Annotated in this window: 18 protein-coding genes and 2 pseudogenes; 11 read left to right on the top strand and 9 right to left on the bottom strand. The window is 74.0% G+C overall.

Annotated features, from left to right (window positions below; translation table 11 throughout):
• Nucleotides 1–11 precede the first annotated feature (11 nt).
• The 3 genes from I3F54_RS23125 to I3F54_RS23115 all read left to right on the top strand — a co-directional run bounded on the left by I3F54_RS23125 (nucleotide 12) and on the right by I3F54_RS23115 (nucleotide 3,494).
• A complete protein-coding gene (locus tag I3F54_RS23125; RefSeq protein WP_240120766.1) occupies nucleotides 12–905 on the top strand; it encodes a 2-hydroxy-3-oxopropionate reductase in 894 nt (297 codons plus the stop codon).
• 247 nt (nucleotides 906–1,152) lie between these two features.
• Entirely contained in the window at nucleotides 1,153–2,616 is a 1,464-nt protein-coding gene (locus tag I3F54_RS23120) for a catalase (protein WP_240120765.1), read from the top strand.
• 617 nt (nucleotides 2,617–3,233) lie between these two features.
• Nucleotides 3,234–3,494, top strand: coding sequence for a hypothetical protein (locus I3F54_RS23115; protein ID WP_240120764.1), 261 nt, complete (start codon nucleotides 3,234–3,236; stop codon nucleotides 3,492–3,494).
• 218 nt (nucleotides 3,495–3,712) lie between these two features.
• Here I3F54_RS23115 and gcl read toward each other — a convergent pair whose 3' ends face one another.
• Nucleotides 3,713–5,500 carry a glyoxylate carboligase gene (gene gcl, locus I3F54_RS23110; protein ID WP_240120763.1) on the bottom strand — a complete coding sequence of 596 codons (1,788 nt, stop codon included), beginning with the start codon at nucleotides 5,498–5,500 and terminating at the stop codon, nucleotides 3,713–3,715.
• A 204-nt stretch (nucleotides 5,501–5,704) separates the two neighbouring features.
• Between gcl and I3F54_RS23105 the strand changes: the two genes are divergently transcribed.
• Complete coding sequence (locus I3F54_RS23105) at nucleotides 5,705–6,544, top strand: hypothetical protein (RefSeq protein WP_240120762.1); 840 nt, start codon at nucleotides 5,705–5,707, stop codon at nucleotides 6,542–6,544.
• Between the two features lie 73 nt (nucleotides 6,545–6,617).
• Here I3F54_RS23105 and I3F54_RS23100 read toward each other — a convergent pair whose 3' ends face one another.
• Nucleotides 6,618–8,204, bottom strand: coding sequence for an AMP-binding protein (locus tag I3F54_RS23100; RefSeq protein WP_240120761.1), 1,587 nt, complete (start codon nucleotides 8,202–8,204; stop codon nucleotides 6,618–6,620).
• Nucleotides 8,201–9,880 (bottom strand): AMP-binding protein, encoded by a 1,680-nt coding sequence (locus I3F54_RS23095; RefSeq protein ID WP_240120760.1) that lies wholly within the window; start codon nucleotides 9,878–9,880, stop codon nucleotides 8,201–8,203. Before I3F54_RS23095 ends, I3F54_RS23100 begins: the two co-directional genes overlap by 4 nt.
• A gap of 228 nt (nucleotides 9,881–10,108) precedes the next feature.
• Here I3F54_RS23095 and I3F54_RS23090 point away from each other — a divergent pair, with 228 nt between their 5' ends.
• The 3 genes and pseudogenes from I3F54_RS23090 to I3F54_RS32575 form a co-directional block, all read left to right on the top strand.
• Nucleotides 10,109–10,942, top strand: coding sequence for a helix-turn-helix transcriptional regulator (locus I3F54_RS23090; protein ID WP_240120759.1), 834 nt, complete (start codon nucleotides 10,109–10,111; stop codon nucleotides 10,940–10,942).
• A gap of 159 nt (nucleotides 10,943–11,101) precedes the next feature.
• Nucleotides 11,102–13,951, top strand: coding sequence for a LuxR family transcriptional regulator (locus tag I3F54_RS23085; protein ID WP_240120758.1), 2,850 nt, complete (start codon nucleotides 11,102–11,104; stop codon nucleotides 13,949–13,951).
• Nucleotides 13,952–14,420: 469 nt separating this feature from the next.
• A pseudogene (locus I3F54_RS32575) lies at nucleotides 14,421–14,672 on the top strand (trypsin-like serine protease); the annotation flags it as partial.
• A gap of 341 nt (nucleotides 14,673–15,013) precedes the next feature.
• Here the strand turns inward: I3F54_RS32575 and I3F54_RS23075 are convergent.
• The 4 genes from I3F54_RS23075 to ctaD form a co-directional block, all read right to left on the bottom strand.
• Nucleotides 15,014–16,879 (bottom strand): copper resistance protein CopC, encoded by a 1,866-nt coding sequence (locus I3F54_RS23075; protein ID WP_308373818.1) that lies wholly within the window; start codon nucleotides 16,877–16,879, stop codon nucleotides 15,014–15,016.
• A gap of 74 nt (nucleotides 16,880–16,953) precedes the next feature.
• Entirely contained in the window at nucleotides 16,954–17,691 is a 738-nt protein-coding gene (locus I3F54_RS23070) for a DUF1775 domain-containing protein (RefSeq protein ID WP_240120757.1), read from the bottom strand.
• Nucleotides 17,692–18,638: 947 nt separating this feature from the next.
• Nucleotides 18,639–19,184, bottom strand: a complete 546-nt coding sequence (locus I3F54_RS23065; RefSeq protein WP_240120756.1) for a hypothetical protein — start codon at nucleotides 19,182–19,184, stop codon at nucleotides 18,639–18,641.
• A gap of 2 nt (nucleotides 19,185–19,186) precedes the next feature.
• Nucleotides 19,187–20,908 (bottom strand): cytochrome c oxidase subunit I, encoded by a 1,722-nt coding sequence (gene ctaD / locus I3F54_RS23060; protein ID WP_240120755.1) that lies wholly within the window; start codon nucleotides 20,906–20,908, stop codon nucleotides 19,187–19,189.
• A 215-nt stretch (nucleotides 20,909–21,123) separates the two neighbouring features.
• Here ctaD and I3F54_RS23055 point away from each other — a divergent pair, with 215 nt between their 5' ends.
• Nucleotides 21,124–22,125: an NAD(P)-dependent oxidoreductase gene (locus tag I3F54_RS23055; protein ID WP_240120754.1), complete on the top strand. Its 1,002-nt coding sequence runs from the start codon at nucleotides 21,124–21,126 to the stop codon at nucleotides 22,123–22,125.
• 171 nt (nucleotides 22,126–22,296) lie between these two features.
• Here I3F54_RS23055 and I3F54_RS23050 read toward each other — a convergent pair whose 3' ends face one another.
• Nucleotides 22,297–23,409 carry a sensor histidine kinase KdpD gene (locus I3F54_RS23050; RefSeq protein WP_240120753.1) on the bottom strand — a complete coding sequence of 371 codons (1,113 nt, stop codon included), beginning with the start codon at nucleotides 23,407–23,409 and terminating at the stop codon, nucleotides 22,297–22,299.
• Nucleotides 23,410–23,411: 2 nt separating this feature from the next.
• The gene (locus I3F54_RS23045; RefSeq protein ID WP_240120752.1) at nucleotides 23,412–24,140 is read right to left on the bottom strand and encodes a response regulator transcription factor; all 729 of its coding nucleotides are present in this window, start codon (nucleotides 24,138–24,140) and stop codon (nucleotides 23,412–23,414) included.
• Between the two features lie 112 nt (nucleotides 24,141–24,252).
• Between I3F54_RS23045 and I3F54_RS23040 the strand changes: the two genes are divergently transcribed.
• The 3 genes and pseudogenes from I3F54_RS23040 to I3F54_RS32570 form a co-directional block, all read left to right on the top strand.
• Nucleotides 24,253–24,969 carry a glycosyltransferase family 2 protein gene (locus tag I3F54_RS23040; protein WP_374205955.1) on the top strand — a complete coding sequence of 239 codons (717 nt, stop codon included), beginning with the start codon at nucleotides 24,253–24,255 and terminating at the stop codon, nucleotides 24,967–24,969.
• The gene (locus I3F54_RS23035; protein WP_240120751.1) at nucleotides 24,966–25,616 is read left to right on the top strand and encodes a DUF2064 domain-containing protein; all 651 of its coding nucleotides are present in this window, start codon (nucleotides 24,966–24,968) and stop codon (nucleotides 25,614–25,616) included. The genes I3F54_RS23040 and I3F54_RS23035 overlap by 4 nt, the downstream gene beginning before the upstream one ends.
• Nucleotides 25,613–26,134: pseudogene (locus tag I3F54_RS32570) on the top strand (class I SAM-dependent methyltransferase); the annotation flags it as partial. The gene I3F54_RS23035 and the pseudogene I3F54_RS32570, both read left to right, overlap by 4 nt.
• Nucleotides 26,135–26,261 lie beyond the last annotated feature (127 nt).

Here is a 26,261-nt window from a genome sequence, read left to right as displayed (position 1 = left end):
GGCACCCCATCATGAGCAAGACGCTTCCCAAGATCGCCTGGATCGGCCTCGGCATCATGGGCTCCCCCATGTCCGAGAACCTCCTCAAGGCGGGCTACCGGGTCACCGGCTACACCCTGGAGCAGGAGAAGCTGGACCGCCTGACCGCCGCCGGCGGCACCGCGGCCTCCTCCCTCGCCGAGGCGGTGCGCGACGCCGACGTCGTCATCACGATGGTCCCGGCATCCCCGCAGGTCGAGGCCATCGCGTACGGCCCGGACGGCATCCTGGAGAACGCCCGGTCCGGCGCGCTGCTGATCGACATGTCGTCGATCACCCCGCAGACCTCGATCGACCTGGCCAGGGCCGCCGAGGGCAAGGGCATCCGCGTCCTGGACGCCCCCGTCTCCGGCGGTGAGGCGGGCGCCGTGGAGGCCGTGCTGTCCATCATGGCCGGCGGCGCGCAGGCCGACTTCGACGAGGCCGAGCCGATCTTCGAGGCCCTCGGCAAGACCATCGTGCTGTGCGGGCCGCACGGTTCGGGCCAGACGGTGAAGGCGGCCAACCAGCTCATCGTCGCCGTCAACATCCAGGCGTGCGCCGAAGCCGTGGTCTTCCTGGAGAAGTCCGGCGTCGACCTGAAGGCTGCGCTGGACGTCCTCAACGGCGGCCTGGCCGGCTCGACCGTGCTGACGCGGAAGAAGGACAACTTCCTCGCGCGCGACTTCAAGCCCGGCTTCCGCATCGACCTGCACCACAAGGACATGGGCATCGTCACCGACGCCGCCCGCAGCGTCGGCGCCGCCCTGCCCGTCGGCGCCGTGGTCGCCCAGCTGGTCGCCTCCCTGCGCGCGCAGGGCGACGGAGGCCTGGACCACTCGGCACTGCTGCGCGCGGTCGAGCGCCTCTCGGGCGCCCGGCTCTGAGATCCCGCCGAGGCGGGACCCCGTCGAGCCCCGGACCGCCGCCGGTCCCCGGCTGCGGCTCGGCACCGGGCCCCCGCCCGGTTCCCGACTTCCGGGTCGCGGTGCCGCTGACACCTGTCCCGTCGCGCCCCTTGCGGTGCCGTGACCCGGAATCCACTTCAACAAACTGTTGACGCTCAGATCACCCCACTTCTAGGCTCCACGAAGCGGAAACAGGTTTCCGCTGACACCCGCACGGAAGGTCCACATGTCGAAGCGCGTGCTCACCACCGAGTCCGGCGCCCCGGTCGCCGACAACCAGAATTCCGCTTCCGCCGGCGTCGGCGGCCCGCTCCTGATCCAGGACCAGCACCTCCTGGAGAAGCTCGCGCGCTTCAACCGCGAGCGCATCCCGGAGCGCGTGGTGCACGCGCGGGGCTCCGGCGCGTACGGCCACTTCGAGGTGACCGACGACGTCACCGGCCTCACCCGTGCCGGCTTCCTGAGCACGGTGGGCCGCCGCACCGAGGTGTTCGTGCGCTTCTCCACGGTCGCCGACTCGCTCGGCGGCGCGGACGCCGTGCGCGACCCGCGCGGCTTCGCGGTGAAGTTCTACACCGAGGAGGGCAACTACGACCTCGTCGGCAACAACACCCCGGTGTTCTTCATCAAGGACCCGATCAAGTTCCCGGACTTCATCCACTCGCAGAAGCGCGACCCGTTCACCGGCAAGCAGGAACCCGACAACGTCTGGGACTTCTGGGCCCACTCCCCCGAGGCCACCCACCAGGTCACCTGGCTCATGGGCGACCGCGGCATCCCGGCGTCGTACCGCCACATGAACGGCTACGGCTCGCACACCTACCAGTGGACCAACGGTCGGGGCGAGGCCTTCTTCGTCAAGTACCACTTCAAGACGAACCAGGGCGTCCGCTGCCTGTCCACCGAGCAGGCCCAGGAGGCCGCGGGCCAGGACCCCAACACCCACCAGACGGACCTGCTGCAGGCCATCGAACGCGGGGTGCACCCGTCCTGGACCCTGTACGTCCAGGTCATGCCGGCGGCCGAGGCGGCCGACTACCGCTTCAACCCGTTCGACCTGACCAAGGTGTGGCCGCACAAGGACTACCCGCTGCAGCGCGTGGGCCGCCTGGTGCTCGACCGCAACCCCGACAACGTCTTCGCCGAGGTGGAGCAGGCCGCGTTCTCGCCGAACAACTTCGTGCCCGGCATCGGCCCCTCGCCCGACAAGATGCTCCAGGGCCGGCTGTTCGCCTACGCCGACGCCCACCGCTACCGCCTGGGCGTCAACCACACCCAGCTCGCGGTGAACGCGCCGAAGGCCGTGCCGGGCGGGGCGGACAACTACGGCCGGGACGGCGTCATGGCCGGCAACGGCCAGGGCCGCCACGCCAAGAACTACGAGCCGAACTCCTACGACGGCCCGGCCGAGACCGGCCGCCCGCTGTCGGCCCCGCTGGCGGTGACGGGCTGGTCCGGCACCCACGCGGCGCCGCAGCACACCAAGGACGACGACTTCTTCCAGGCCGGCGAGCTGTTCCGGCTGATGTCGCCGGAGGAGCGGTCCCGTCTGGTCGCGAACATCGCCGGCGGCCTGTCCCAGGTCTCCCGCGACGACGTCGTCGAGAAGAACCTGGCCCACTTCCACGCCGCCGACCCGGAGTACGGCCGGCTGGTGGAGGAGGCGGTCCGCGCCCTGCGCGAGGACTGAGCCCCCGGGCTGCGTCCGGGCCCGGCGGGGAGGCCGGACCCGGACGCACACGACCCGCCGCCGAGCGATCCGGATGAGGGGTGATCGACGGTACGGCGGGCAGGGCGAGGACCGCGGCGGGGTGCGAGCCAGTGCGGTGGTGAAGGACCGGGAACCCCTTCCCGACGTGAGGGGAGGGCTCCCGGATCCGTCGTATCCGCCGCGGTCCCAGCCACAGGCCCCGAGAGGGGAGCAACAGACTCCGTCCGGCGGCGCGAACGTCCTGTCGCGCCCAGCCTCGCGCCGTCGGACGGCCATCAGGCCCCGGCCCCATGGGCCGGCGAGCGCCGGGTACGGACGGTCCCGTACCCGGCGCTCTCCCTTTGCCGCAGGCGCCCCGCCCGGCGCACCGCACCCCTCGGTGCACGCACCCCACCTGCCGCAGGCACCCCGCCCCTGTCCGGTGGAATCCCGCAGGGCGGCGGCCCCCACGGCAGGGCTCCAGCGGTCCCCGCCTTCGGCGCAGGCGCCCCCGCCGACCCCCGCGGCGGGGGCGCCTGCGGTTCTCTGCGGTCGCGAGAAGCGAAGCCGGAACCGTCCGGGGTGCGGATCCGCTGCGCACGCCGCAGCCTGAAGGCATGGCACACCGGACCGGGCATCAGCACGTGGTGGTGCACGCCCCGGCGCTGGACGGCTCGCGGCGCGTCACCGCGGGCACGGAGACGCTCGGGATCGCCACACACGTGGACGACGTGAGCGAGATCCTGCGGCTGGCGGACCTGTACGTGACGGACGTGGCCGCCAGCGACCTCATCGAATGGCAGGGCGGCGGCCCGGACGACTGGCCCGGCCTGTCGGAGCACCACGAACACGGCACGAACGCACCCGGGGGGACGTAGGGACCCAGCCGCCGGCGAGACCCCGCACGGGCATCCGGGCTCCGCCCCGGACACGGCTCCGGCGCGGATACAACCCCGCCCCGGACAGTGCCCCGGCTCGGTCGCGCACGAGGGCGAGGCGCGTGCCCGCGCCCCGTTCCGGTCGCACGGGGCGAGGGCACGGCAACGGGGGCGGTCCCGTACGTCGTACGGGACCGCCCCCTGGGCTGATCGGCGGGTCAGACCTTCAGCGGCCTGATCGCGGTGGGCGCGTGGCCGGGCTCGGTGGCCAGGTCCTCGAACTCGGAGATGTCGCTGATGTCCATGGTGCGGCTCATCGAGATGTTGGTGATCCGCTCCAGGATCGCCTCGACGACGACCGGCACCCGGTACTCGGCGGCCAGCTTCTTCGCCTGTTCGAAGGCAGCCCCCAGCTGCTCCGGCTCGGTGACCCGGATCGCCTTGCAGCCAAGGCCCTCGGCGACCTTGACGTGGTCGACACCGTAGACGCCGATCTCCGGGGAGTTGATGTTCTCGAACTCCAGGTTGACCTGGAAGTTGATGTCGAGGCCGATCTGCGCCTGGCGGATCAGGCCGAGGTAGGCGTTGTTGACCAGGACGTGGACGTAGGGGATCCGGTGCTGCGCGGCCACCGTCAGCTCCTCGATGAGGAACTGGAAGTCGTAGTCGCCGGAGAGCGCGACGACCGGGGCCTCGGGGTCGGCCCTGGCGACCCCGATCGCCGCGGGGATCGTCCAGCCGAGCGGGCCGGCCTGACCGCAGTTGATCCAGTGGCGCGGCTTGTAGACGTGCAGCATCTGAGCGCCGGCGATCTGGGAGAGGCCGATGGTGGTGACGTACCGGGTCTCGGGACCGAAGGCCCTGTTCATCTCCTCGTACACGCGCTGCGGCTTCATCGGCACGTCGTCGAAGTGGGTGCGGCGCAGCAGGGTGGCCTTGCGCTCCTGGGTGGAGGCGACCCACGCGGACCGGTCCGGGAGCCGGCCCGCCGCCTTGAGTTCCCGGGCCACCTCGACGAGGAGTTCCAGGGCGGCCCCGGCGTCGGAGACGACGCCGTAGTCCGGCGGGAAGATCTTGCCGATCTGCGTGGGCTCGATGTCGACGTGCACGAACTTGCGGCCCTGCCGGTAGACGTCCAGCTTGTAGCCGGTGTGGCGGTTGGCCCAGCGGTTGCCGATGCCGAGGACGACGTCGGACTCCAGGAAGTTGGCGTTGCCGTACCGGTGCGAGGTCTGCACGCCGACCATGCCGGCGTTCAGCTCGTGGTCGTCCGGCAGGGTGCCCCAGCCCATCAGGGTGGGGACGACGGGCGTCTGGGTCAGCTCCGCGAACTCGACCAGCAGGTCCGAGGCGTCGGCACTGACGATGCCGCCCCCGGCGACGATGACCGGGCGCTCGGCGGCCAGCAGGAAGGAGAGTGCCTTCTCGATCTGCGCGCGGGTCGCGGCCGGCTTGTAGACGGGCAGCGGCTCGTACGTCTCCGGGTCGAACTCGATCTCGGTGAGCTGGACGTCGATCGGCAGGTCGATCAGGACGGGGCCGGGACGTCCGGAGCGCATCAGGTGGAAGGCCTGCTGGAACACCCCGGGCACCTGTGCGGCCTCCAGCACGGTGACCGCCATCTTGGTGACCGGCTTGGCGATCGACGCGATGTCGACGGCCTGGAAGTCCTCCTTGTGGATGACGTGGGTGGGCGCCTGGCCCGTGATGCACAGGATCGGGATCGAGTCGCCGATGGCCGAGTACAGGCCGGTGATCATGTCGGTGCCGGCAGGACCGGAGGTGCCGATGCAGACCCCGATGTTGCCCGGCGCGGTGCGGGTGTAGCCCTCGGCCATGTGCGAGGCGCCCTCGACGTGGCGGGCGAGGGTGTGCGCGATGCCACCACCCTCCTTCAGCGCCTTGTAGAAGGGGTTGATCGCGGCGCCCGGCACACCGAAGGCGTCCGTGACGCCCTCTCGCTTGAGGATCTCAACTGCCGCGCGGGCAGCGGTCATACGAGCCATCGAGTACTCCTGCTTCGGCTGTCGGATTCGCACTCCCGTCGCGCCCTGCGGTGAGTCCAGATTCCGTATAGCGGAAAGTATCTTCTACTATCTGGAAGCAATGTAGGCGGATGGGCGAACGGCCGTCAAGAGACGGACAAGCGGGGGGCGCGTGGAGCACCATGGGGGGCGCTGACCCGACGCGAAGCCGTCCTGGAGTGGGCCATGACCAAGAGCGTGCCGGTGCGCTGCCCCGCCTGCCGCCGCGAGCACCTGTACGCGGCGCCCGCCTATCCCTGCGCCTGCGGCGCCCCGGTCGCCCCGCCGCTGGACGCAGAAACGGCCCCGACGGCCGTCACCCACCGCGTCTGGGACGAGCAGTGGATCGCGGTGAACTGCCCGGCCTGCGGCCGGCGGGGGCAGTGGCCGCAGCCGGAGCTGGACTGCCCGTGCGGGACGGTGCTCAGGCTTCCGGTCGCCCGCGGGGACGCCGAGCCGGAGGCAGAGACCGTGACGGCGGCGGGCGCGCAGGGCTGGGCCGATGCAGGGCCCGCGGCGCCGGCGCGGCGACCGGAGGCGCGTCCGGACGCCGCGCCGAGGGCCGAGGCGGAGGCAGCCCCGGACCGGATCCCGCGGCCGGCCGGCGCGGCCGCGGGAGCGCCCGGCGCCCCGGCACGAGGGAGCGGCGCGTTCCGGCCGGTGGCGATCCGCACCGCACGGGACGCCGTCCTGGTCGCCGCGCTGTATCTGCGCTGGCTCGGCTACCCGGACGTGCGCCGGGCCGACCAGCGGCCTCCGAACGGCATCGGCCTGGCCGCCCGCGGCATGCTCGCCCAGGTCGACCCGACGGCGTGCCGGGCCTCCCTGCGGGACGTGGAGTGCCTCTGGCTGACGGCGATGACGGAGTCGGCGGGTTGCGTCTACTTCTCGCTGACCGGCTACACCCCCGACGCCCGCGACCGCGCCGACTCGCTGGGCGTCCCACTGTTCGTCCTGGGCCCGGCGGGAACCCCGCTGCCCGTCAACGGCCCGGCCCGCGAGCTGGCCGGCACGGACCCGCACTGATCGGCCGTGCGGCCGGTACCCGCCCGCGACCGGCCGCACGGCGGGGGCGGCCGCCCCGTCCCGCCGAGGCGGATCAGACCGTGTACCTCTCCCGCAGCTCCACCTTGCGCACCTTCCCCGACACCGTCATCGGGAAGGAGTCCAGCACCTGGATCCGGCTGGGGACCTTGTAGTGCGCCAGGCGCCCCGCGCAGTGGTCGCGCACCTCCTCCAGCGTCGGCGGGTCCGCCGGGTCGCGCGGGATGACGCAGGCGAGCACCTCCTCGCCGTACGTCTCGTGCGGCACGCCGACCACCTGTACGTCCTGGATCTTCGGGTGACCGTAGAGGAACTCCTCGACCTCACGGGGGTAGATGTTCTCGCCGCCCCGGATGATCATGTCCTTGATGCGGCCGACGATCTCGACGTAGCCGTCCTCCCGCATCACCGCCAGGTCCCCGGTGTGCATCCATCGCCCGGCGTCGACGGCCTCGGCGGTCTTCCCGGGCTCGTCCCAGTAGCCCAGCATGACGCTGTAGCCGCGGGTGCACAGCTCCCCCGCGCCGCCGCGCGGCAGGGTCACGCCGGTGGCCGGGTCGACGACCTTCACCTCGATGTGCGGCAGGACGCGGCCGACGGTGCCGGTGCGGTGCTCCAGGTCGTCGTCCATCCGTGTCTGCAGCGACACCGGGGACGTCTCCGTCATGCCGTAGCAGATGGAGACCTCCCGCATGTGCATCTCGGCGACCACCCGCTTCATGACCTCCACGGGGCACGGGGAGCCCGCCATGATGCCCGTCCGCAGCGAGGAGAGGTCGTAGGAGGCGAAGTCCGGCAGGTTCAGCTCGGCGATGAACATGGTCGGGACGCCGTACAGCGAGGTGCAGCGCTCCTGCTGGACGGCCTCCAGGGTGGCCTTCGGGTCGAAGGAGGGGGCGGGGACGACGATGCAGGCGCCGTGTGAGGTGGCGGCCAGGTTCCCCATCACCATGCCGAAGCAGTGGTAGAAGGGCACCGGAACGCAGACCCGGTCCTGCTCCGAGTAGCCGATCAGCTCGCCGACGAAGTAGCCGTTGTTGAGGATGTTGTGGTGGGAGAGCGTGGCCCCCTTGGGGAAGCCGGTCGTGCCCGACGTGTACTGGATGTTGATCGGGTCGTCGCAGGACAGCTCCGGGAACGGGGCGGGGGTCCCGCGGGCGACCAGCGCGTCCCAGGTCGGGTCCCCGATGTAGACCGTCTCGCGCAGCGCCCGGCAGCGGGGCCGCACCTGCTCCACCATCGCCCGGTAGTCGCTGCCCTTGTGCCGCAGGGAGGCGAAGAGCAGCGAGACCCCGGCCTGGTTGAGGACGTACTCGACCTCGTGGGTCCGGTAGGCCGGATTGATGTTCACCATGACGGCGCCGATACGGGCCGTGGCGTACTGGACCAGGACCCACTCGGGGCAGTTGACGGCCCAGACGCCCACCCGGTCGCCCTTGGTGATCCCGGCCGCGATCAGCGCGTACGCCAGCCTCTCGACGTCCGCGGCGAACTCGGCGTAGGTCCAGCGCCGCCCGGACGGCACGTCGACCAGCGCCTCGCGGTCCGGCCAGGCGTCCACCGCCCGGTCGAGGTCGGCGCCGATCGTGCCGCCGAGCAGGGCGGTCCCGCTCGTCCCGTGGGTGTACGACAGGTCGCTCACCGGAAGTCCTCCTCGCGGTACTCGGCGCCGGATCCGGCGGCCGTGGCCTCACGCAGCTCGATCCGGCGGATCTTGCCGGAGACGGTCTTGGGCAGCGTGCCGAACTCCAGACGCCGGATGCGCTTGTAGGGGGCGAGGACCTCACGGCTGTGCTCGAAGATCACCTTGGCGGTGTCCGGTCCGGGCTCCCAGCCCTGCGCCAGCACCACGTAGGCCTTCGGCACCGCCAGGCGCAGCTCGTCCGGGGCGGGGACGACGGCGGCCTCGGCGACCGCCCCGTGCTCCAGCAGGGCGCTCTCCAGCTCGAACGGGCTGATCTTGTAGTCGGAGGCCTTGAAGACGTCGTCGGCGCGGCCGACGTAGGTGATGTAGCCGTCCGCGTCACGGGAGCCGATGTCGCCGGTGCGGTAGTAACCGCCGGCCATCGCCTCCGCGGTGCGGTCGGCGTCGCCGTGGTAGCCCGTCATCAGGCCGACCGGGTGGCCGGACAGGTCGAGGGCGATCTCCCCCTCGACCGCGCCCGGCGCGCCGGTGACCGGGTCGAGCAGCTCGACCCGGTAGCCGGGGCTGGGGCGGCCCATGGACCCCGTCTTCAGCGGCTGGCCGGGGCTGTTGGCGACCTGCACGGCCGTCTCCGTCTGCCCGAAACCGTCCCGGATGGTGACCCCCCAGGCCCGCCGGACCTGCTCGATGACCTCCGGGTTGAGCGGCTCACCGGCGGCCACCACCTCCCGCGGCGGTGTGGCGAGCTGCGTGAGGTCAGCCTGGATGAGCATGCGCCAGACGGTCGGCGGTGCGCAGAAGGTGGTCACCCCGGCGCGGTCCATCTCCGCCATGAGCCGGGCGGCGTCGAAGCGGGTGTAGTTGTGGATGAAGACCGTCGCCTCGGCGTTCCACGGGGCGAAGAGGTTGGACCAGGCGTGCTTGGCCCAGCCGGGCGAGGAGATGTTCAGGTGCACGTCGCCGGGGACGAGGCCGATCCAGTACATGGTGGCCAGGTGCCCGATCGGGTACGAGGTGTGGGTGTGCTCCACCAGCTTGGGCCGGGCGGTGGTGCCCGAGGTGAAGTAGAGCATCAGCGGGTCGTCGGCGCGGGTCGGCCCGTCCGGGGTGAAACCGGCCGGGGCGTCGTACGCCTCCTCGTAGGGCTGCCAGTCCCCGCCCGCGCCGCCGACGGCGATACGGGTGTAGGTGCCGGGCACCTCGTCGAACTTGCCGGTGTCGGCCGCCCGCACGACCACGTGCCGCACCCGGCCGCGTTCGACACGGTCACGCAGGTCGGCGGGGCCCAGCAGCGGAGTGGCGGGGATGACGACGGCGCGCAGCTTCATCGCCGCGAGCGCGGTCTCCCACAGTTCGGCCTGGTTGCCGAGCATCACCAGCACCCGGTCCTCGGCGGCCACCCCGCGTTCGCGCAGCCGGTTCGCCACCCGGTCCGAGCGGTCGGACAACTCGGCGAAGGACAGCCGGGTCTCGGTGCCGTCCTCCTCCACGATGTGCAGGGCGGTGCGGTCGTTGCCCTCCGCGATGACGTCGAACCAGTCGAGGGCCCAGTTGAACCGCTCGGGCCGGGGCCAGGCGAAGCCCTCGTGTGCCGCGGTGTAGTCCTCGCGGTGCTGCAGCAGGAAGTCCCTCGCCCTGCGGAAGTCCTCCGTCGCCGTCACAGCCGTCGTCATCCGTCCTCCCTGTTTCTCGGTCCCGCCGCCGGGCGTTCCGGCCGGCGGCGGCCCCCGGGGGCCCCGTCACGGCCGGCCCTCCGGCGCCGGTGCGCCCCTCGGTGCGTTCCGGCGGTTCCGGACCATTGCCGGGCGGCTCTGAGACATCGTGTAATCCGTGATGCAGGTCTCACTACCCCCGAACGGGGGTGGGGGCCGCACAGGAGCCGCGGCAGAGGGGTCGAGCAGGTGACAGCGGACGTGCCCGGGGTGATGGAGATCAGCGGTGCGCTGGCCCGGCTGCGACGGGCGACCGGGCTGCCCGTCGCCTTCGGCGGCCTCGTCGACCCCGGTCGGCGGCAGATGCGCATCAGCGAACTGAGCGGCAACGTCACCGCGGCGCTCCGGGCGCTGGCGGTGGCCTCGGGCAGCGGCCTGGGCGGCAAGGCGGTGGCGCTGGCGCGCCCCTACGCGGTGACGGACTACTCCTCGTCGCGCCAGATCAGCCACGAGTACGACGCGGCCGTGGCCGAGGAGGGGCTGCGGTCGGTGCTGGCGGTGCCGGTGGTGGTGCGGCGCCGGGTGCGCGGCGTGCTCTACGGCGCCCTGCGCACCGCTCAGCCGCTCGGCGACCGCACCCTGAGCGAGGCCGTGGCGGCGGCCAGGGACGTGGAGCAGGCGCTGGTGGCACGGGAGGAGGCGGGCGCCCTGCTCGCGGCGGCGCGTCCCGCCCTCGTCGCGCGGTCCGGGTCGTCCGCCGCCTGGGAGCAGGTCCGGGAGGCCCACGCGGCCTTGCGCGCCCTGGCCCCGCGCATCACCGACCCGTACCTGCGCTCGGAGCTGCTGACCGCCTGCGACCTGCTGACCCCGGCGTCCGGAGCCCCCGCCGTGGCGCTGGCGCCGCGCGAACTGGACGTGCTGTCGTGCGTGGCGGCCGGCGCGACCAACGCGACGACCGCCGAGCGGCTGCGGCTGCGGCCGGAGACGGTCAAGTCCTATCTGCGCTCGGCCATGCGCAAGCTCGGCGCACACACCCGTGGAGAAGCGGTGGCGGAGGCGCGGCGGGCGGGCCTCCTGCCGTAACCTCCGGCTGACAGGGCCTTGCCGGCCGATGACCATTCAGTGGACAGTGGCTTGAATTTTTCTATGCGTCTCGTTGTTATATCCCTCACCACACCGTCCGCCCGAATTGCAGGACCCGTTGCCTAGAATTTGGCCCGAACACGACACTCGGAGGGAGCGGTGACCGTGCCACGGGACTTCCAGGAGCCTGCGAGGTACCGCCCCGACCTGGTCATCGGCAGGGAGGAGCTGTTCACCGCCGCACGGGAGCAGCTCGCCTCGGGCGGCAGCGTGCTGCTCCACGGACCCGCCGGAATTGGAAAGTCGACCGTGCTGCGGGCATTGGCCGCGGATTACGGCCAGGCGGCCCGCACCGTGTTGCGCTGCTCGGCCACCGAGTCCGAATCCCACCTCCCCTTCCTCGCCCTGGCCGACCTCTTCGGCCTGGTCCTCCCGGACATCGCCGACCAGCTCCCCGCAGCCCAGCGCGACGCCCTGGAGTCCGCTCTCACCGGCCGCGGCGAACCCACCCTGCGCCGCGACGGCCTCGCCCTGCGACTGGCGGTGCTCTCCGCCCTGCGCGTGCTCGCCGCCGACGGCCCCGTCCTGATCGTCGCCGACGACCTGCAGTGGCTGGACGCGGCCAGCGCCGAACTACTCGGCTTCGCCGCCCGCCGCCTCGGCGACACCCCCGTGCAGATGGTCTGTGCCGCCCGCACCGAGGACCAGGAGTACGACCGGCACCTGAACGCCTCCCCGCCCGACACCCTCGCCGTCCGGCTCGGCCCCTTCACCCGCACCCAGGTCTCCGCTCTCCTGGACGCCCGCGGCTACACCGGTCTGTCCCGCTCCACGCTCCGCGACATCCACCGCACCAGCGGCGGCAACCCCCTCTTCGCCCTGGAGCTGGGCCGCGCGCTCGGCGAGAACCCCACCCCGCCCCGCCCGGGCGAGCCCCTGCCGGTACCCACCTCGCTGCGGGCACTCGTCCTCAGCCGCCTCGACATGCTCTCCGAAGAAGCCCGGCGCACCCTGCTCGTGGCCAGCGCCGGCGCCCGCCCCACACCGGCCCTCCTGCACGCGGCCGGCCGCGAGAACGCCGAGGCCGAATGCGCCCAGGCCGCAGCACTCGGCCTGCTCACCACCGACCCGGAGGGCCCGACCGTTCGGTTCGCCCATCCCCTGATCTCCGCCGCCCTCTACGCGGAGGCCCCCGCACAGGAACGGCGGGCCGCCCACGCCACACTGTCCACGGCCGCCTCGGACCCCATCGAACGGGCCCGGCACCTCGCCCTCGCCACCATCGGCACCGACCCGAACGTCGCCGCACGGCTCGCCGAGGCCGCCGCCCTCGCCCGCGACCGCGGCGCCCCCTCCGTGGCCGCTGCCCTGGGTCTGCTCGCCGCCCGGCACACCCCCGGCGGAAGCGTGCCCAGCGCGGACGAGCGGCGCCTGCAGGCCGCGGAGGACGCCATCACCGCCGGCGAGGTCGACCTGGCCCGGGACATCGCCCGCGAGGTCCTCACCCGGGCCGCCGCACCCGCCCAGCGGGTACGCGCGTGGATGGTCGTGATCGAGTCCGCCGGACAGGCCCTCGCCGACGTCGACGCCGTCTTCCCGCAGGCCCTCGCGGACGCGGGCGACGACCCGCGCCTGCTCGCCCTCGTCCACTACCAGCTGGCCTGGCGCGGCCTGGTCGTCGAGGGGGACTTCGCCGAAGCCCGCCAGGAGGCCGCCCACGCCGCCGAACTGGCCGCACGCGGCGCTGACCGGCGCACCGAGCTGATGGCACTCGCCCTGCAGGCCTCCACCGAGACCCTGATGGGCCACCCGGACGCCCCCACGACCGTCAGGCAAGCCCTGCGGGAACCGCAGGACCCCTATGTGAGCTGCCACCACAACGGCCCCCGCGCCGCCCGCTTCCGCTGGCTCGTGATGAGCGACCAACTGCCCGAGGCCCGCACCACGATCAGCGGACTGCTCCGCGAGGTCCGCCAGCGCGGCATGGTCGAGAGCGAGGTGCACTTCCTGCGGGCCCTCGCCGAGACCGAACTGCTCACCGGCCACTGCGGACGGGCCCTGGACCTGTCCCGCGAGAGCCTGCGGCTGGCCCGCGACTCCGGCATCGGCGAAGGCGCCTCCGCGATGCTGGCCTCGCTCGCCGAGGCGTCCGGCGGCGACGTCGACCGGGCACTGGCGCTCGCCCGGGAGGCCGCGCGACACGCCGAGGAGGACGGCGACCAGATGTACCTCTCCCGCGCCCTCGCCGCGCTCGGCTACGCCCACCTCGTGGCCGGCGACGCACAGGCGGCGATCGTCGCCCTGCGCCGCGTGCGGGAGCTGGAACAGGGCCTGGGCGTCACCGACCCCGCCCGCGGCCGCTGGCACGGTGACCTGGCCGAGGCACTGGTCGCCGTCGGAGAGGTCGGCGAGGCGCAGGAACTCGTCGACGTCACCCGCGAACACGCCATGCGGCTGGGCCGTGAGAGCGTGCTCGCCGTCCTGGACCGGGCGGAGGCCCTCGTGCGCGCCGCGCGCGGCGACCTGGACGCCGCCGTCGCCCGGCTGACGTCCGTTCAGGACCGGCTGAGCAAACTGGGATACGGCCTGGAGGAGGCCCGGACCGCCTTCGCGACGGCCCGGCTGCGCACCCGGCCCCGCCCCCTCGGCGCCACCCGGACGGCCACCGCTCCGGCACCGGGCCCGACGTCGTACGACGAGGCGGCCCGGCTGTTCCGGCGCTGCCGCGCGGTGCCGTGGGTCCGGCAGGTCGAGGCGGCAGCCACGGCGGGGCCCGCCGCACCGCAGGCACCGGCGCCGGGGAAGGCGTCGGCCCTGGAGGGGCTGGCGTCGATGGAACGTCAGGTCGCCGCACTGGTGATGGAGGGCGCCACCAATCGCGAGATCGCCTCCCGGCTCTTCATCAGCGTCAAGACCGTCGAGGCGACACTGACCCGGGTCTACCGCAAGCTCGGGATCCGGTCACGGGTGGACATCGTCCGGCTGGCTGCGGGACGCCACGCCAAGTGAGACCGGGGGCGGGGCGCCGTGCCCGGCGAGACCGGTCGGGGGGTGACCGCTGCGCCGGTTCCGCACGGCTGCGGTGCGGGCGGGCGGGGAGGTGACCGAGGGTTTTCCCTGCCCAACTCCGTTAGGGGGTTCCCTCATTGGGCGGGGACCGACGCCGCCCTAGTGTAAGGGTGTGCCGCTCGCCGGGGCACACGGGGGCAGGTCCGATCCCCCCGGCTCGAAGCAGCCGGAGGAACCCGAACCCGCCACCGCGACACCCCGTCGAACCCCCCACCGGCAACACCCAGAGGAGACGCATGTCCGGGCCCACCCGCGCACGACGGAATGCAGCGACGGCATTCCTCGGCACCCTGCGCGCAGTGGCCGCCCCCGCCCCCCGGTCGAGCGGCACGCACGTCACCGCGGGCGCGCTCGCCCGCATCCCGGCCCGGGCCGCCGCGCCGGAGCCTTCCCTCTCCTCCCGGATGCGACCGCGACCGTCCCCGTCGTGTCCGACCCCGGTTCCAACAACTCGTACGGCTCCGCCCTCGCGGCGGACGACACGGTGTGCGCCGGACGCCCGTCCGGCGACCTGGACACCTGCCAGGACGACAGCGGCGGTCCCCTGTTCATCGGGGGCGTCCTGGCAGGAATCACTTCCTGGGGGGAGGAGCGTGCGAGGGACGGTCAGCCGGGTGTCCTCACCCGGCTGACCACCCGCCGCGCCTCCGTGACCGCGCAGACGTACCGGTCGCCCCAGAAGGCTCCTGAGTACCCCTCAGGTGAATGCCAGGGGGGCGTTGCGGGCTTCCACGAGCAGCCCGCAACGCCCCCCTCTCCATCCCCGGGAACCCGCCCGGCCCTCCGGGGCTCCGGCGGGGAGGGACCACCGCGGCGCCCGGCGCCCGCTTCCCCGCCCCTCCCCGCCGGGGCGTGACTCCGCTCACGCGGAGGTGTCCCGCCCCCGCTCGGGTGCGCCTGGCCGGGGGGCGAGCCGGATCCGCGCGAGCGGAGGTGCCCCCTCCACATCCACGACCGTCAAACCGGCGTCGCCGTGCGCCCGGGCCCACGACGCCCTCCCCCTCACGGTCCGATCCTCACCGTCCTCTCGACCGTGACCTGGTCGATGTCGGAGGTGCGGACCGTGGCCCGCATCGTCCAGGTCCCGGCGACGGGCAGTTCCAGGGTGTCGCTGCCCCAGTAGCCGCCCTCGTCGGCGAGGTGCGCGTCCAGCGGGCCGACGCGGCGGTCCCGGAGGGTGAGGGTCAGGCGCAGTTCGGGGGCGGTGACGGGGCTGCCGTCGGCGCCGTAGACGACGGCTTCGACGACGTTCCGGCCCACCCGGCCGGGCTCCAGGGTGATCTGGACCCTGCCGTGTCCGGCGAGCGCGGTGCTGCCGGTGTTGAACGGGATCATGGTCAGGTTCACGTCCGGCTGCCCGGGCACCACGGGGCGTACCGCCGCGGCCTCGGTGGCGGCACGTCCCGGTTGACTGCCCGTCAGGACGGTGCTCAGGGCGAGTACCACCACGCCCACGGCCGCCTCGGCCAGTACGCAGCGGCGCAGGCGCCGCCGGTACGTGTGCGGCCCGGGTGCGGGGTTCGGCGCCTCGCCCTCCGGGAGGGGGACGCCGCCGGCTCCGCGGTCCGGTGGCGCGGCCGGTGCGCCGCCGCCCACCGTGACCGGGGTCCTCTCCCGCCCGGGGACGCGAAGCAGACGGCCGGTGTGACGGCGGGAGTGCCACGCGACCGCGAGCATCAGCAGCACCGCCCAGGCCTTGAACGCGAGGATCCGGCCGTAGCCGGTGGTGAACAGCGCCTCGACGGACCCCAGGCCGCGCCAGGACTGGTAGACGCCGGTGACGGCCAGGACGGCCACCGCCGTCATGGCGAGCCGGGAGAAGCGGGCGACGGCGGTGGGCGGGAGCGGTTCCGCGGCGGGTGCCCGGTACAACGCCGTCAGCAGTGCGGCCAGGCCGCCCAGCCACACGGCCATCGCCCCCAGGTGCAGCATCGAGGCGGCCACGGCGACCGGGACCTGGATGCCGACGGCCGCGTGGTCGGCCGCGGCCCAGGTCGCGGCCAGGGCGAGTGCCCACAGGGCGGCTGCGGCGGCCGACCGCCGGGTGAGTGCGGTGACCGGCTGCCGGTTCCGCGCCGGGAGGGCCACCGCGAGCAACAGGGCCAGCCGGGCCAGCAGCGCGATGCCGGGTCTGCTGCTCGCCGTGTGCCCCAACAGGCCGGGGTCCAGTGCCCCGCTCGCGCCGTCGCCGCTGTCGTACGGCCCGCGCAGGAGGAGGAGCAGTGCCGTGGACGCGAGCAGGATCCACCAGCCGGCCGTGGCGAGGCGGTGCGCCGTCCGTGCGGCCGTGGGCGCGGGCCGGCAGGCGAGGACGAACACGGTGGCGCCGATCAGCAGGGCCAGGCCGGCGTAGGCCGCGTAGCGTGCGGTGCCGTGGAGCGCGCGGACGACGGGGTCGACGGCGGGGGTGGTCGCGGAGGCGCGGGTTCCCGAGGGTTCGCCGTAGGAGAAGGTGAACGCGCCCGAGACGGCGTGACCGTCGGCGGACACCACTCGCCAGGACACGGTGTACGTGCCCCGGCCCAGGCCGTCGGTGAGGCGCACGCGGGCGGTGTCGCCCTTGCCGTCCGCGTGGATCGGGTCGCCGGCGGTCACCGGGCGGTTGTCGGGGTCGAGCACGCGCAGCGAGCTCTCGACGAGGGCCACGGGTTCGTCGAACGTCACCGTGACCTGCCGCGGCGCCGTCCTGAGGACCGTGCCCTCGCGGGGGTCGCTGCCCGTCATCACCGCGTGGGCGGCTGCCGGGGCGCCTCCGCCGAGGAGGAACAGGGCGACGAACGCGGCCACCGTCAGCAGCGCGGCGGGGGTGCGTGTCGCGCCGCGGGCCAGTCGTCGTAGCAGCGGTCGTACCGGTCGTCGTCGTACCACTCGTCGTGTCTCCGGGGTCCTGGGTCCTGGGTCCTGGCGGTGCGGGTACGGGGCGGGGCGGGCCGTGGGGGCGGTCAGCCGGTGCCGGAGGACCGGCGGCGGGCGAGCCACCAGCCGCCGCCCAGCGCGGCGAGCACGGCGGCGGCCGAGCCGGCGATGACGGCGGTGGAGGGGCCGCCGTCCTCCGCGGCGGCCTTCCCCTGCGCGGGTGTGGCCCCGGCGGCGGGGACGTTCCGGTCGGCGTCGGTGGAGGGGGCGGTGCCGGGGGCGGAGGCGGTGTCCGCGGACGGGCCGGGCGTGAGCGGGGTCGCGCCGGCGGCCGGGGGCTCCAGTTTCAGCACGGGGGCGGGTTCCTCGGGCTCGGCGCCGCCGGTGGGCAACTCGATCCAGCGGGAGATCTTGCCGTCGGAGTAGGTCTCGACCGTTTTGAACACGAGTAGTTCGGCGTCGGGCAACTGCCGCACCCTGATTCTGTATGCGGCGTCGACCCCGGTCTTCAGGGCGGGGCCGCCGATGGTGTAGCCGTCGGCGGACGCCGTGAGTTTCCAGCCCGCCGGGGCGCCGGCGAGGGCGACGTCGCCCGGGGCGATGCCTTCGGGCAGGACGACGCGCACCCGGGTGAAGCCGCCGCTGTCGGACTCGGCTTCGGAGACGAAGGTCAGGGTGACGTTCTCGGCCAGTGCCCGCGGGGTGTCTGCCTCGACCTCGGCGTGGGCGGCGGCGGGACCGGCGAGGGCGAGAACGGCCGCGGGCGCGCCGGCACCGGCTGCCGCCGCCCGGAGCGCTGCGCGGGCGGTGTGGTGGACGGGCAAGGGTTGCTCCTCACTGGGCGGGCGGGGCGGCCCACAGGGGCCGTCCGGGCGCGGGACGGGTCGGGGCGCGGAGGCGGGGTCCCCCTCGGGGTGTCTGTGCGCCGGTGCAGGTCCGGCGGGCCGTTGGGGCCCGCGCGGGAGGGGCGCAGCATACGGTGCCCGGTGTCGCGGACGGGAGGTGGGGCCGTGCGGGGGTCCGGGGCACCGGGCAGACGTGGGGACGGCGGCGACACGGGCCGGTTCGCCGCGCGTGTGCGGCGGCGTCGGCGACCGTGACGGTGTGGCCGCGCGGCCGGGCCTGCCGGGGACTGGGGATCCGGGGGGGGCCGTGGGGCTTGGGGGTTTGGGGCGCGGCCCCTGAGCCGGCGTCGGCTGCGGGGGCGCGGTGCGGGGGCCGGGCGCGTTCGCGCGCCGGGTGCGCCGCCGGGCGGCGACGGATCCGCCCACCCGGGTAGTGGCCACGGCACGGTCCCGGGGAGTGACCAGGGCACAGCTCGGCCTCGGCCTGCCGGGGTTGGGCGGTCACCGGAGGGAATCGCCTCGTCGCCCCCATCGTTCGCCGTGCCTCCCGCTGTTCGTGCCGTTCGAGCGCGGGCCCCGCGGCCCCGACCGTCGTGGCACACGGCTACCCGCACCGGCCGACGGGGACCGCCGCGGGCGCACTCCGCAAGGGGATACGGCGCGGCTCGCTGCGGTGTTCAACCTGGCTGCGGGTGCCGGCGCCGGCACGGCCGCGCGGTGGACCGGCGCCGCCCCGGACGGAACCTGCGCCCGCCGGGCCGCGCAGGGCCCGGCGGAACGGCCGGGGACGCGTGGCGCACCCGGAACGGTCACGCGGATCGACGCCCGGCCGAACCGCCACGGTGCGTCGTGACAGCGGAAGGGTGCCGCACCGGGTGCGGCACCCCTCGTCGTTTCCGGCGCCGTGCCGCCGGGGGCGGACGGCGTCAGCCGGTGCGGGTCGTGTGGCGGCGGGCCGCGCGTGCCCTGCCGCTGGCGAGGGCGAGGGCCGCCGCCGTCAGGAGTGCGGGAACGGCTGCCACGGTCCAGCCCGGCCAGGTGCCGGGCGTGCCGGTCGCGAGGAGGAGCGCGGTCACCGCCGCGGCGGTCAGGCCGGTGCCGAGGAGGACGGCGAAGCGGGTCCGGGCGTCGTGGGTGCCGCCGCGCGGAGGGGTCCGGCGGAGCTCCGCCCAGTGGCGGGCGGACTCCCGGGCCTCACGCCGGCTCCGCACGGCCGCGCGGATCCGGAGCGCGGCGGTGAGGGCGCTGCCCGTCGCGGCCAGCGCGACCAGGAGCCGCCAGTTCTCCGTCAGGAGCAGGGCCACGGCCAGGCAGGCGAGGGTGGCCCAGCCGCTCAGGCAGGCCGCCGCCGCGCTGCGGCGGGAGTCGGGCCGGTCCGCTCCCGCGCGCACGTCCGCGAGGGCCGGCAGGTACCAGACGCTGCCGGCGAAGGTGAGCAGGGCCGTGCCCAGGGCCAGAGCGGGCTGTGCCACGGCTACACCGCCGCCTTCGCCGCGATCTCCGGGTGGTGCAGGTCGAACGCCGGCGACTCGGAGCGGATCCGCGGCAGCGAGGTGAAGTTGTGCCGCGGGGGCGGGCACGAGGTGGCCCACTCCAGCGAACGGCCGTAGCCCCAGGGGTCGTCGGCATCGACCGGCTTGCCGTACCTGGCGGTCTTCCAGACGTTGTAGCAGAACGGCAGGATCGACAGCCCGAGCAGGAACGACCCGATCGTGGAGAGGGTGTTGAGCGCGGTGAAGCCGTCGGCGGCGAGGTAGTCGGCGTAGCGGCGCGGCATGCCCTCGGCGCCCAGCCAGTGCTGGACCAGGAAGGTGAGGTGGAAGCCGACCGTGAGGGTCCAGAAGGTGATCTTCCCGAGGCGTTCGTCCAGGAGCTTGCCGGTGAACTTCGGCCACCAGAAGTGGAATCCGGCGAACATCGCGTACACGACCGTGCCGAACACCGTGTAGTGGAAGTGCGCGACGACGAAGTACGAGTCGGAGAGGTGGAAGTCCATGGGCGGAGCGGCCAGGATGACGCCGGTCAGACCGCCGAAGACGAACGTCACCAGGAAGCCCGTGGTCCACAGCATCGGCGTCTCGAAGGAGAGGCTCCCCTTCCACATGGTGCCGATCCAGTTGAAGAACTTCACGCCCGTGGGGACGGCGATCAGGAAGGTCATGAAGGAGAAGAAGGGCAGGAGGACGCCGCCGGTGACGTACATGTGGTGCGCCCAGACGGTCACCGACAGGCCGGCGATCGCGATCGTCGCGCCGATGAGGCCCATGTAGCCGAACATGGGCTTGCGGGCGAAGACCGGGACGACCTCGGAGACGATCCCGAAGAACGGCAGGGCCAGGATGTAGACCTCGGGATGGCCGAAGAACCAGAACAGGTGCTGCCACAGCAGCGCACCGCCGTTCGCGGCGTCGAAGACGTGGCTGCCGAACTTGCGGTCGCACTCCAGCGCGAACAGGGCCGCCGCCAGCACCGGGAAGACGATGAGGACCAGCACCGCGGTCAGCAGCACGTTCCAGGTGAAGATCGGCATGCGGAACATGGTCATGCCCGGGGCGCGCATGCAGATGATGGTGGTGATGAAGTTGACGGCGCCGAGGATCGAACCGAAGCCGGACAGGGCCACGCCCATGATCCACAGGTCGGCGCCGAGCCCCGGCGAGTGGACGGCGTCGGACAGCGGCGCGTAGAGGAACCAGCCGAAGTCGGCGGCACCGCCCGGGGTGAGGAATCCGAACGCGGCGATCGAGGAGCCGAACAGGAAGAGCCAGTAGGCCAGCATGTTCAGCCGCGGGAACGCGACGTCCGGGGCGCCGATCTGCAACGGCATGATCCAGTTGGCGAAGCCGGTGAACAGCGGCATGGCGAACATGAGCAGCATGATCGAGCCGTGCATCGTGAACGCCTGGTTGAACTGCTCGTTCGACATGATCTGCAGCCCGGGGCGGGCGAGCTCGGCCCGCATCAGCAGTGCCATGACGCCGCCGACCAGGAAGAACACGAAGGCGGTGACCAGGTACATCGTCCCGATCTTCTTGTGGTCGGTGGTGGTCAGCCACTCCGTCCACGAGGGCCGCGGGGCGCGGCCGGTCGTGGTCCGTCCGGCCACGGCGGCCCCGGTCGCGGCGGCCCCTGCCGCGGTGATCTCGGCGCCGGGCCGTGCGGTGCCCGTCTGCTGTTGTATCTGTGCCTCGTCCACCGGACGGTGCCCTCCCCAGCTGTTCGTGTCGTGACCAGGCCACATGATCAATGGGGCGCCCCGTCCCGACAGGGCCGAACGTCCTTCGGACCGTCCCGGGGTGGGGCCGAACGTCCCTTCTTCGGCAGGGGTGGGACCGGCGGGTTCTTACCGATCCGTGACGGGTGCGGCGTGCTCCTCGGCCGGAGCGGGCCGGGCGGCCTAGCCTGCGGCGTATGCGTGTACTGGTCACCGGCGGTGCCGGGTTCATCGGGTCCCATGTGGTCGAGGCGCTCGCCGAGCGCGGGCACGAGCCGATCGTGTTCGACGTGCGCGAGGATCCGGCGGCGGACGTGCGGAACGAGGCGTCCGTCGCACGGGCGCTGGCGGGCGTGGACGCGGTGTGCCACCAGGCGGCGATGGTCGGCCTCGGCAACGGGGTGGACGACGCGCCGGAGTACGTCTCGCGCAACGACCTGGGTACGGCCGTGCTGCTCTCCGCGATGGCCGCGGCGGACGTGCGGCGGCTGGTGCTGGCCGGGTCGATGGTGGTGTACGGGGAGGGCCGTTACGCGTGCCCGCGCCACGGCGTCGTGCGGCCGGGGCCGCGGGCGGTCGGCGATCTGGACGGCGGCCGCTTCGAGCCGGTGTGCCCGGAGTGCGGTGCGGAGCTGGCGCCCGGGCTGGTCGGCGAGGACGCTCCGCTCGATCCTCGCAATGTGTACGCGGCGACCAAGCTCGCCCAGGAGCACCTGGCGGCGGCGTGGGCGCGGTCCACCGGCGGGACGGCGGTGTCGCTGCGCTACCACAACGTGTACGGCCCGAGGATGCCCCGCGACACGCCGTACGCCGGGGTGGCCTCGTTCTTCCGGTCGGCGCTGGCGCGCGGGGAGTCTCCGCGGGTCTTCGAGGACGGGCGGCAGCGGCGGGACTTCGTGCACGTGCGGGACGTGGCCGCGGCCAACGCGGTGGCCCTGGAGGCGGAGGGCCGCCCCGGTGTGCTCGCCGCCTACAACACCGGCAGCGGCGAGCCGCACACGGTGGGCGAGATGGCCCAGGCCCTGGCCGACGCCCACGGTGGCCCCGTTCCGGTCGTGACCGGCGAGTACCGGCTCGGCGACGTGCGGCACATCACCGCCGACTCGTCCCGGCTGAGGGCGGAGCTGGGCTGGAAGCCGGAGGTGGCGTTCGCCGAGGGGATGCGGGAGTTCGCCGGGGCGCCGCTGCGCGGGCGGTGAGCAGTACGGCCGCCCACCGGGACACGGGAGTCGACGCGTGCGCCCCGGGAGTCGTGGGGCGGCCGGGTTCCTGCCGCGGAGCGGCCGGGGGCTGCCGGTGGTCGTGGGCGGCCGGGGCTCTCGCCCGCTCGCCCGGGCGGGAGCGCCCGGGCGGGGGACGACCGGGCCCCGTCAGCCGGCGGCCGTGGGGAGGGTCACCTCGAAACGGCAGCCGCCTGGAATGTTGCGGACGGCGGTGTGGCCCTGGTGGGCCTCGACGATGCCGCGGACGATGGCCAGACCGAGGCCCGCACCCGCGGGCGGTGTCCGGGCGTGGCTGCCGCGCCAGCCGGTGTCGAAGACGCGGGGCAGGTCCTCCTCGGGGATGCCTCCGCAGCCGTCGGTCACCGACAGCACCACGCCCTCCGCCGAGCGCTCGGCTGCGACGGCGACCGTGCCGTCGGCGGGGGTGCGGCGGATGGCGTTGACGAGGAGGTTGCCCAGGACACGGCTCATCTCCTTGCCGTCGACCTCGACCGGCACCTGCTCGATGCGGGCGCCGACGAGTTTCACACCCAGTTCCCGGGCGAGCGGGTCGGCGCCCGCGAGGGCGTCGCCGACCAGGTCGTACAGGGAGATCCGGGCGGGGGCGAGAGCGAGCGAGCCGGCGTGGATGCGGGACAGCTCGAACAGGTCGCCGACCATGTCGTTGAGGCGTTCGACCTCGGTGCGGATCTGGCGCAGGTAGCGGTCGGGATCGGCGGCGACGCCGTCCTCCAGGGCCTCGGCCATGGCGCGCAGACCGGCCAGCGGCGTGCGCAGGTCGTGCGAGATCCAGGCGACGAGTTCACGGCGGGACGACTCCAGGGCGCGTTCCCGCTCCCGGGAGTCGGCCAGTTTGGCACTGGTGGCCGCCAGCTCGTGGCTGAGCGCGGCGAGTTCGGCGGTGGCCGGGCCGTCGGGAGCGGCGAAGGCTCCGTCGTCGCCGAGCGCGCGGGCGGCGCGGGCGAGGTCGCGGCTGCGGGCGACGACCCAGCGGCCCAGCAGCAGCGCGGTGGCCAGGGAGACCACGGCGGCCATGGCGACGACGGTGGTGACGACGGTCAGGTCGTGGGGCGAGAGGAACATCGCCCAGGCGACGGCCAGCGTGCCCGCGAGCATCGCGGTCACCGCGACGACGGCGACGACGCTGAGCGACGCGGTCAGGGAACGGCGGCGGATCAGCATCAGGACGGCCGCGCCGAGCAGGCCGGCCGCGGTGGCGCCGAGGAAGGCGTAGAAGGCGATGAGCAGGATGTCGTGCACGGTCAGCTCCCGTCCCCGGGGACCTCGAAGCGGTAGCCGACGCCCCACACGGTCTGGATGAGGCGGGGGCGGGCCGGGTCGTCCTCGACCTTGCCGCGCAGCCGGCGGACGTGGACGGTGACCGTGGACAGGTCGCCGAAGTCCCAGCCCCACACCTCGCGCATCAGCTCCTCCCGGCCGAACGCCCGGCCCGGGTGGCGCAGGAGGAACGCGAGCAGGTCGAACTCGCGGATCGTGAGCGCGAGTTCGGTGCCGTTCTTGGCGGCGCGGCGGGCCGCGGGGTCCACCTCGATGCCCGCGGCGCGCAGGTGGCCCGGCGTCGCCCCGGGGCGGGAGCGGCGCAGCACGGACTCGACGCGCAGGACGAGTTCACGGGGGCTGAAGGGCTTGGTGACGTAGTCGTCGGCGCCGACCTCCAGGCCCAGGATGCGGTCGTCCTCGTCGCCGCGCGCGGTGAGCATGATGACCGGGACGGGGCCCCGGCCGCGCATCCGGCGGCACACCTCCAGGCCGTCCATGCCCGGCAGCATCAGGTCGAGGACGACCAGGTCGGGCCAGTGCGCGGCGGCGCGGGCGAGGGCGGCCGGACCGTCGCCGGCGCGGTCGACGACGTATCCGGCGCGGTCGAGGTAGCCCGAGACGACCTCGGCGACGGTGGGGTCGTCGTCGACGACCAGGACCCGGGCGCCCGGGTCCCGCGGGGTACCGGGGGCTTCGTGCGGCTGGTGCATGCCCCCAGCGTCGCACTGCGGCGTCCGACACGGGGACGCCCGGCCCGGACGTCCGCGTTTCGTAAGACGCCTGCGCCCGTTATATACCTTTCGTATCCGTAGGGTGAGAGCCGTGACTGCCCCATTGCCAACCTCCCCGACGCCGGACGTCGACGTCGTACTGCCCTGTCTGAACGAGGCCGAGGCCCTGCCCTGGGTGCTGGCCCGCATTCCCGCCGGGTGGCGGGCGCTGGTGGTGGACAACGGGTCCACCGACGGCTCCGCGGACCTCGCCCGCAGCCTCGGCGCGACCGTCGTGCACGAGTCGCGGCGCGGTTTCGGCGCGGCCTGCCACGCGGGCCTGACCGCCGCCACCGCCGACGTCGTCTGCTTCTGCGACTGCGACGCCTCGCTGGACCCCTCCCTGCTCGCGCCGTTCGTGCGCGAGGTGCGCGAGGACGGAGCCGACCTGGTCCTCGGGCGGCGGCGCCCGCAGGGCCGGGGCGCCTGGCCCGCGCACGCCCGGGCCGGGAACCTCGCCCTCGCCCGGATGCTGCGCCGCCGCACCGGACTGCGCCTGCACGACCTGGGCCCGTTGCGGGCCGCCCGCCGCGACGCGTTGCTCGGACTCGGGCTGACCGACCGGCGCAGCGGCTATCCCCTGGAGATGGTCGTGCGCGCCGCGGATGCCGGCTGGGACGTCCGCGAGCACGACGTGCCGTACCTGCCGCGCACCGGCGCCTCGAAGGTGACCGGCACCTGGCGCGGCACCTGGCAGGCGGTACGCGACATGAGCCGGGTGCTGGCCGAGCCCGCCGGCGCATCCCTGACGGAAGGAGCCTCCAGGTGATCACCCTGCTCGTCATCGCCAAGGAGCCGCAGCCAGGGCGGGTGAAGACCCGGCTCACCCCGCCGTACACGCCCGCGCAGGCCGCGGAACTGGCCGCGGCGGCCCTCGCGGACACCCTGCGCACGGTGGCGGAGACGCCCGCCTCCCGGCGCGTCCTCGTGCTGGACGGGCGTCCCGGTCCCTGGCTGCCGCCGGGCTTCGACGTCGTGCCGCAGTGCGGCGGCGGTCTGGACGAGCGGCTCGCCGCGGCCTTCGCGGCGTGCACCGGTCCCGCTCTGCTCATCGGCATGGACACCCCTCAGGTGTCACCGGAGTTGCTCACCGTCGACTTCGCGGACTGCGACGCCTGCTTCGGGCCCGCGCACGACGGCGGCTTCTGGGCGCTGGGACTGGCCGCGCCCGACCCGGAGCTGCTGCGCGGGGTGCCGATGTCACGGGACGACACCGGCGCGGTGCAGCGGGGCCGACTGGTCGGGGCCGGGCTGCGGGTACGGGACCTGCCGCCGCTGCGGGACGTCGACACGGCCGCCGACGCCGACGCGGTCGCCGCGCAGGCACCGCACGGCCGGTTCGCCGCCGAACTGGCCCGCGTGCGGGTGGCGGCGCAGGGCGGGGCCGTCCGTGGACAGGCGGTCCCGGGACGATGAGCACTGCACACCACCTGGTGGCGACGGAGGCCACGGCAGGAATCCGATCCGTCCCCGGCACCTCCGACCGCTCCTGGTCCGCCGACCCCTACACCGACGCCGTGCGCTCCGGGCGCGGTCCTCTGTTCCTCAGCCGGGGAGACGGCTGGCTGCTGCCGCTGGAGGTGGAGCGGTGGTGCGCGCGGGCCGACGAGGCCGACCTGGACGTGCTGCGCCGGTGCGAGGGCACCGTCCTGGACGTGGGCTGCGGTCCGGGGCGCCTGGTGGCGGAGCTGGCCGAGCGGGGCGTCAACGCGCTCGGCATCGATGTCAGCGAGGTCGCCGTCGCCCGCACCGTGGGGCTGGGCGGGCGGGCGCTGCACCGCTCGGTGTTCGAGCCGGTGCCGGACGAGGGCCGGTGGGGCACCGCCCTGCTGGTCGACGGCAACCTCGGCATCGGCGGTGACCCGCACGCCCTGCTGGCCCGGATGCACGGGCTGCTGGTACCGGGCGGTCTGCTGATCGCCGAGACGGTCCCGGTGGACGTCGACGAACGCGTCCACGTCCGGGTGACCGACGCCCGAGGCGGCACCAGCGCACCCTTCCCCTGGGCCCGCCTGGGCACGGCGGCACTGCTGCGGCACGCCCGCCCGCTGGGCTGGCGTG

Origin of the sequence: Streptomyces sp. MUM 2J (assembly GCF_022414535.1) — a bacterium.
Classification (GTDB): domain Bacteria; phylum Actinomycetota; class Actinomycetes; order Streptomycetales; family Streptomycetaceae; genus Streptomyces.
The sequence above is the reverse complement of the archived record's forward strand: the minus strand, read 5'-3'. Positions and strand labels throughout refer to the sequence as shown.

Bases quoted from the DNA above. Each gene is read 5' to 3' on its own strand.
- I3F54_RS23125 (WP_240120766.1), top strand. From the start codon at position 12: ATGAGCAAGACGCTTCCCAAGATCGCCTGGATCGGCCTCGGCATCATG.
- I3F54_RS23120 (WP_240120765.1), top strand. From the start codon at position 1,153: ATGTCGAAGCGCGTGCTCACCACCGAGTCCGGCGCCCCGGTCGCCGAC.
- I3F54_RS23115 (WP_240120764.1), top strand. From the start codon at position 3,234: ATGGCACACCGGACCGGGCATCAGCACGTGGTGGTGCACGCCCCGGCG.
- gcl (WP_240120763.1), bottom strand. From the start codon at position 5,500: ATGGCTCGTATGACCGCTGCCCGCGCGGCAGTTGAGATCCTCAAGCGA.
- I3F54_RS23105 (WP_240120762.1), top strand. From the start codon at position 5,705: ATGACCAAGAGCGTGCCGGTGCGCTGCCCCGCCTGCCGCCGCGAGCAC.
- I3F54_RS23095 (WP_240120760.1), bottom strand. From the start codon at position 9,880: ATGACGACGGCTGTGACGGCGACGGAGGACTTCCGCAGGGCGAGGGAC.
- I3F54_RS23055 (WP_240120754.1), top strand. From the start codon at position 21,124: ATGCGTGTACTGGTCACCGGCGGTGCCGGGTTCATCGGGTCCCATGTG.
- I3F54_RS23045 (WP_240120752.1), bottom strand. From the start codon at position 24,140: ATGCACCAGCCGCACGAAGCCCCCGGTACCCCGCGGGACCCGGGCGCC.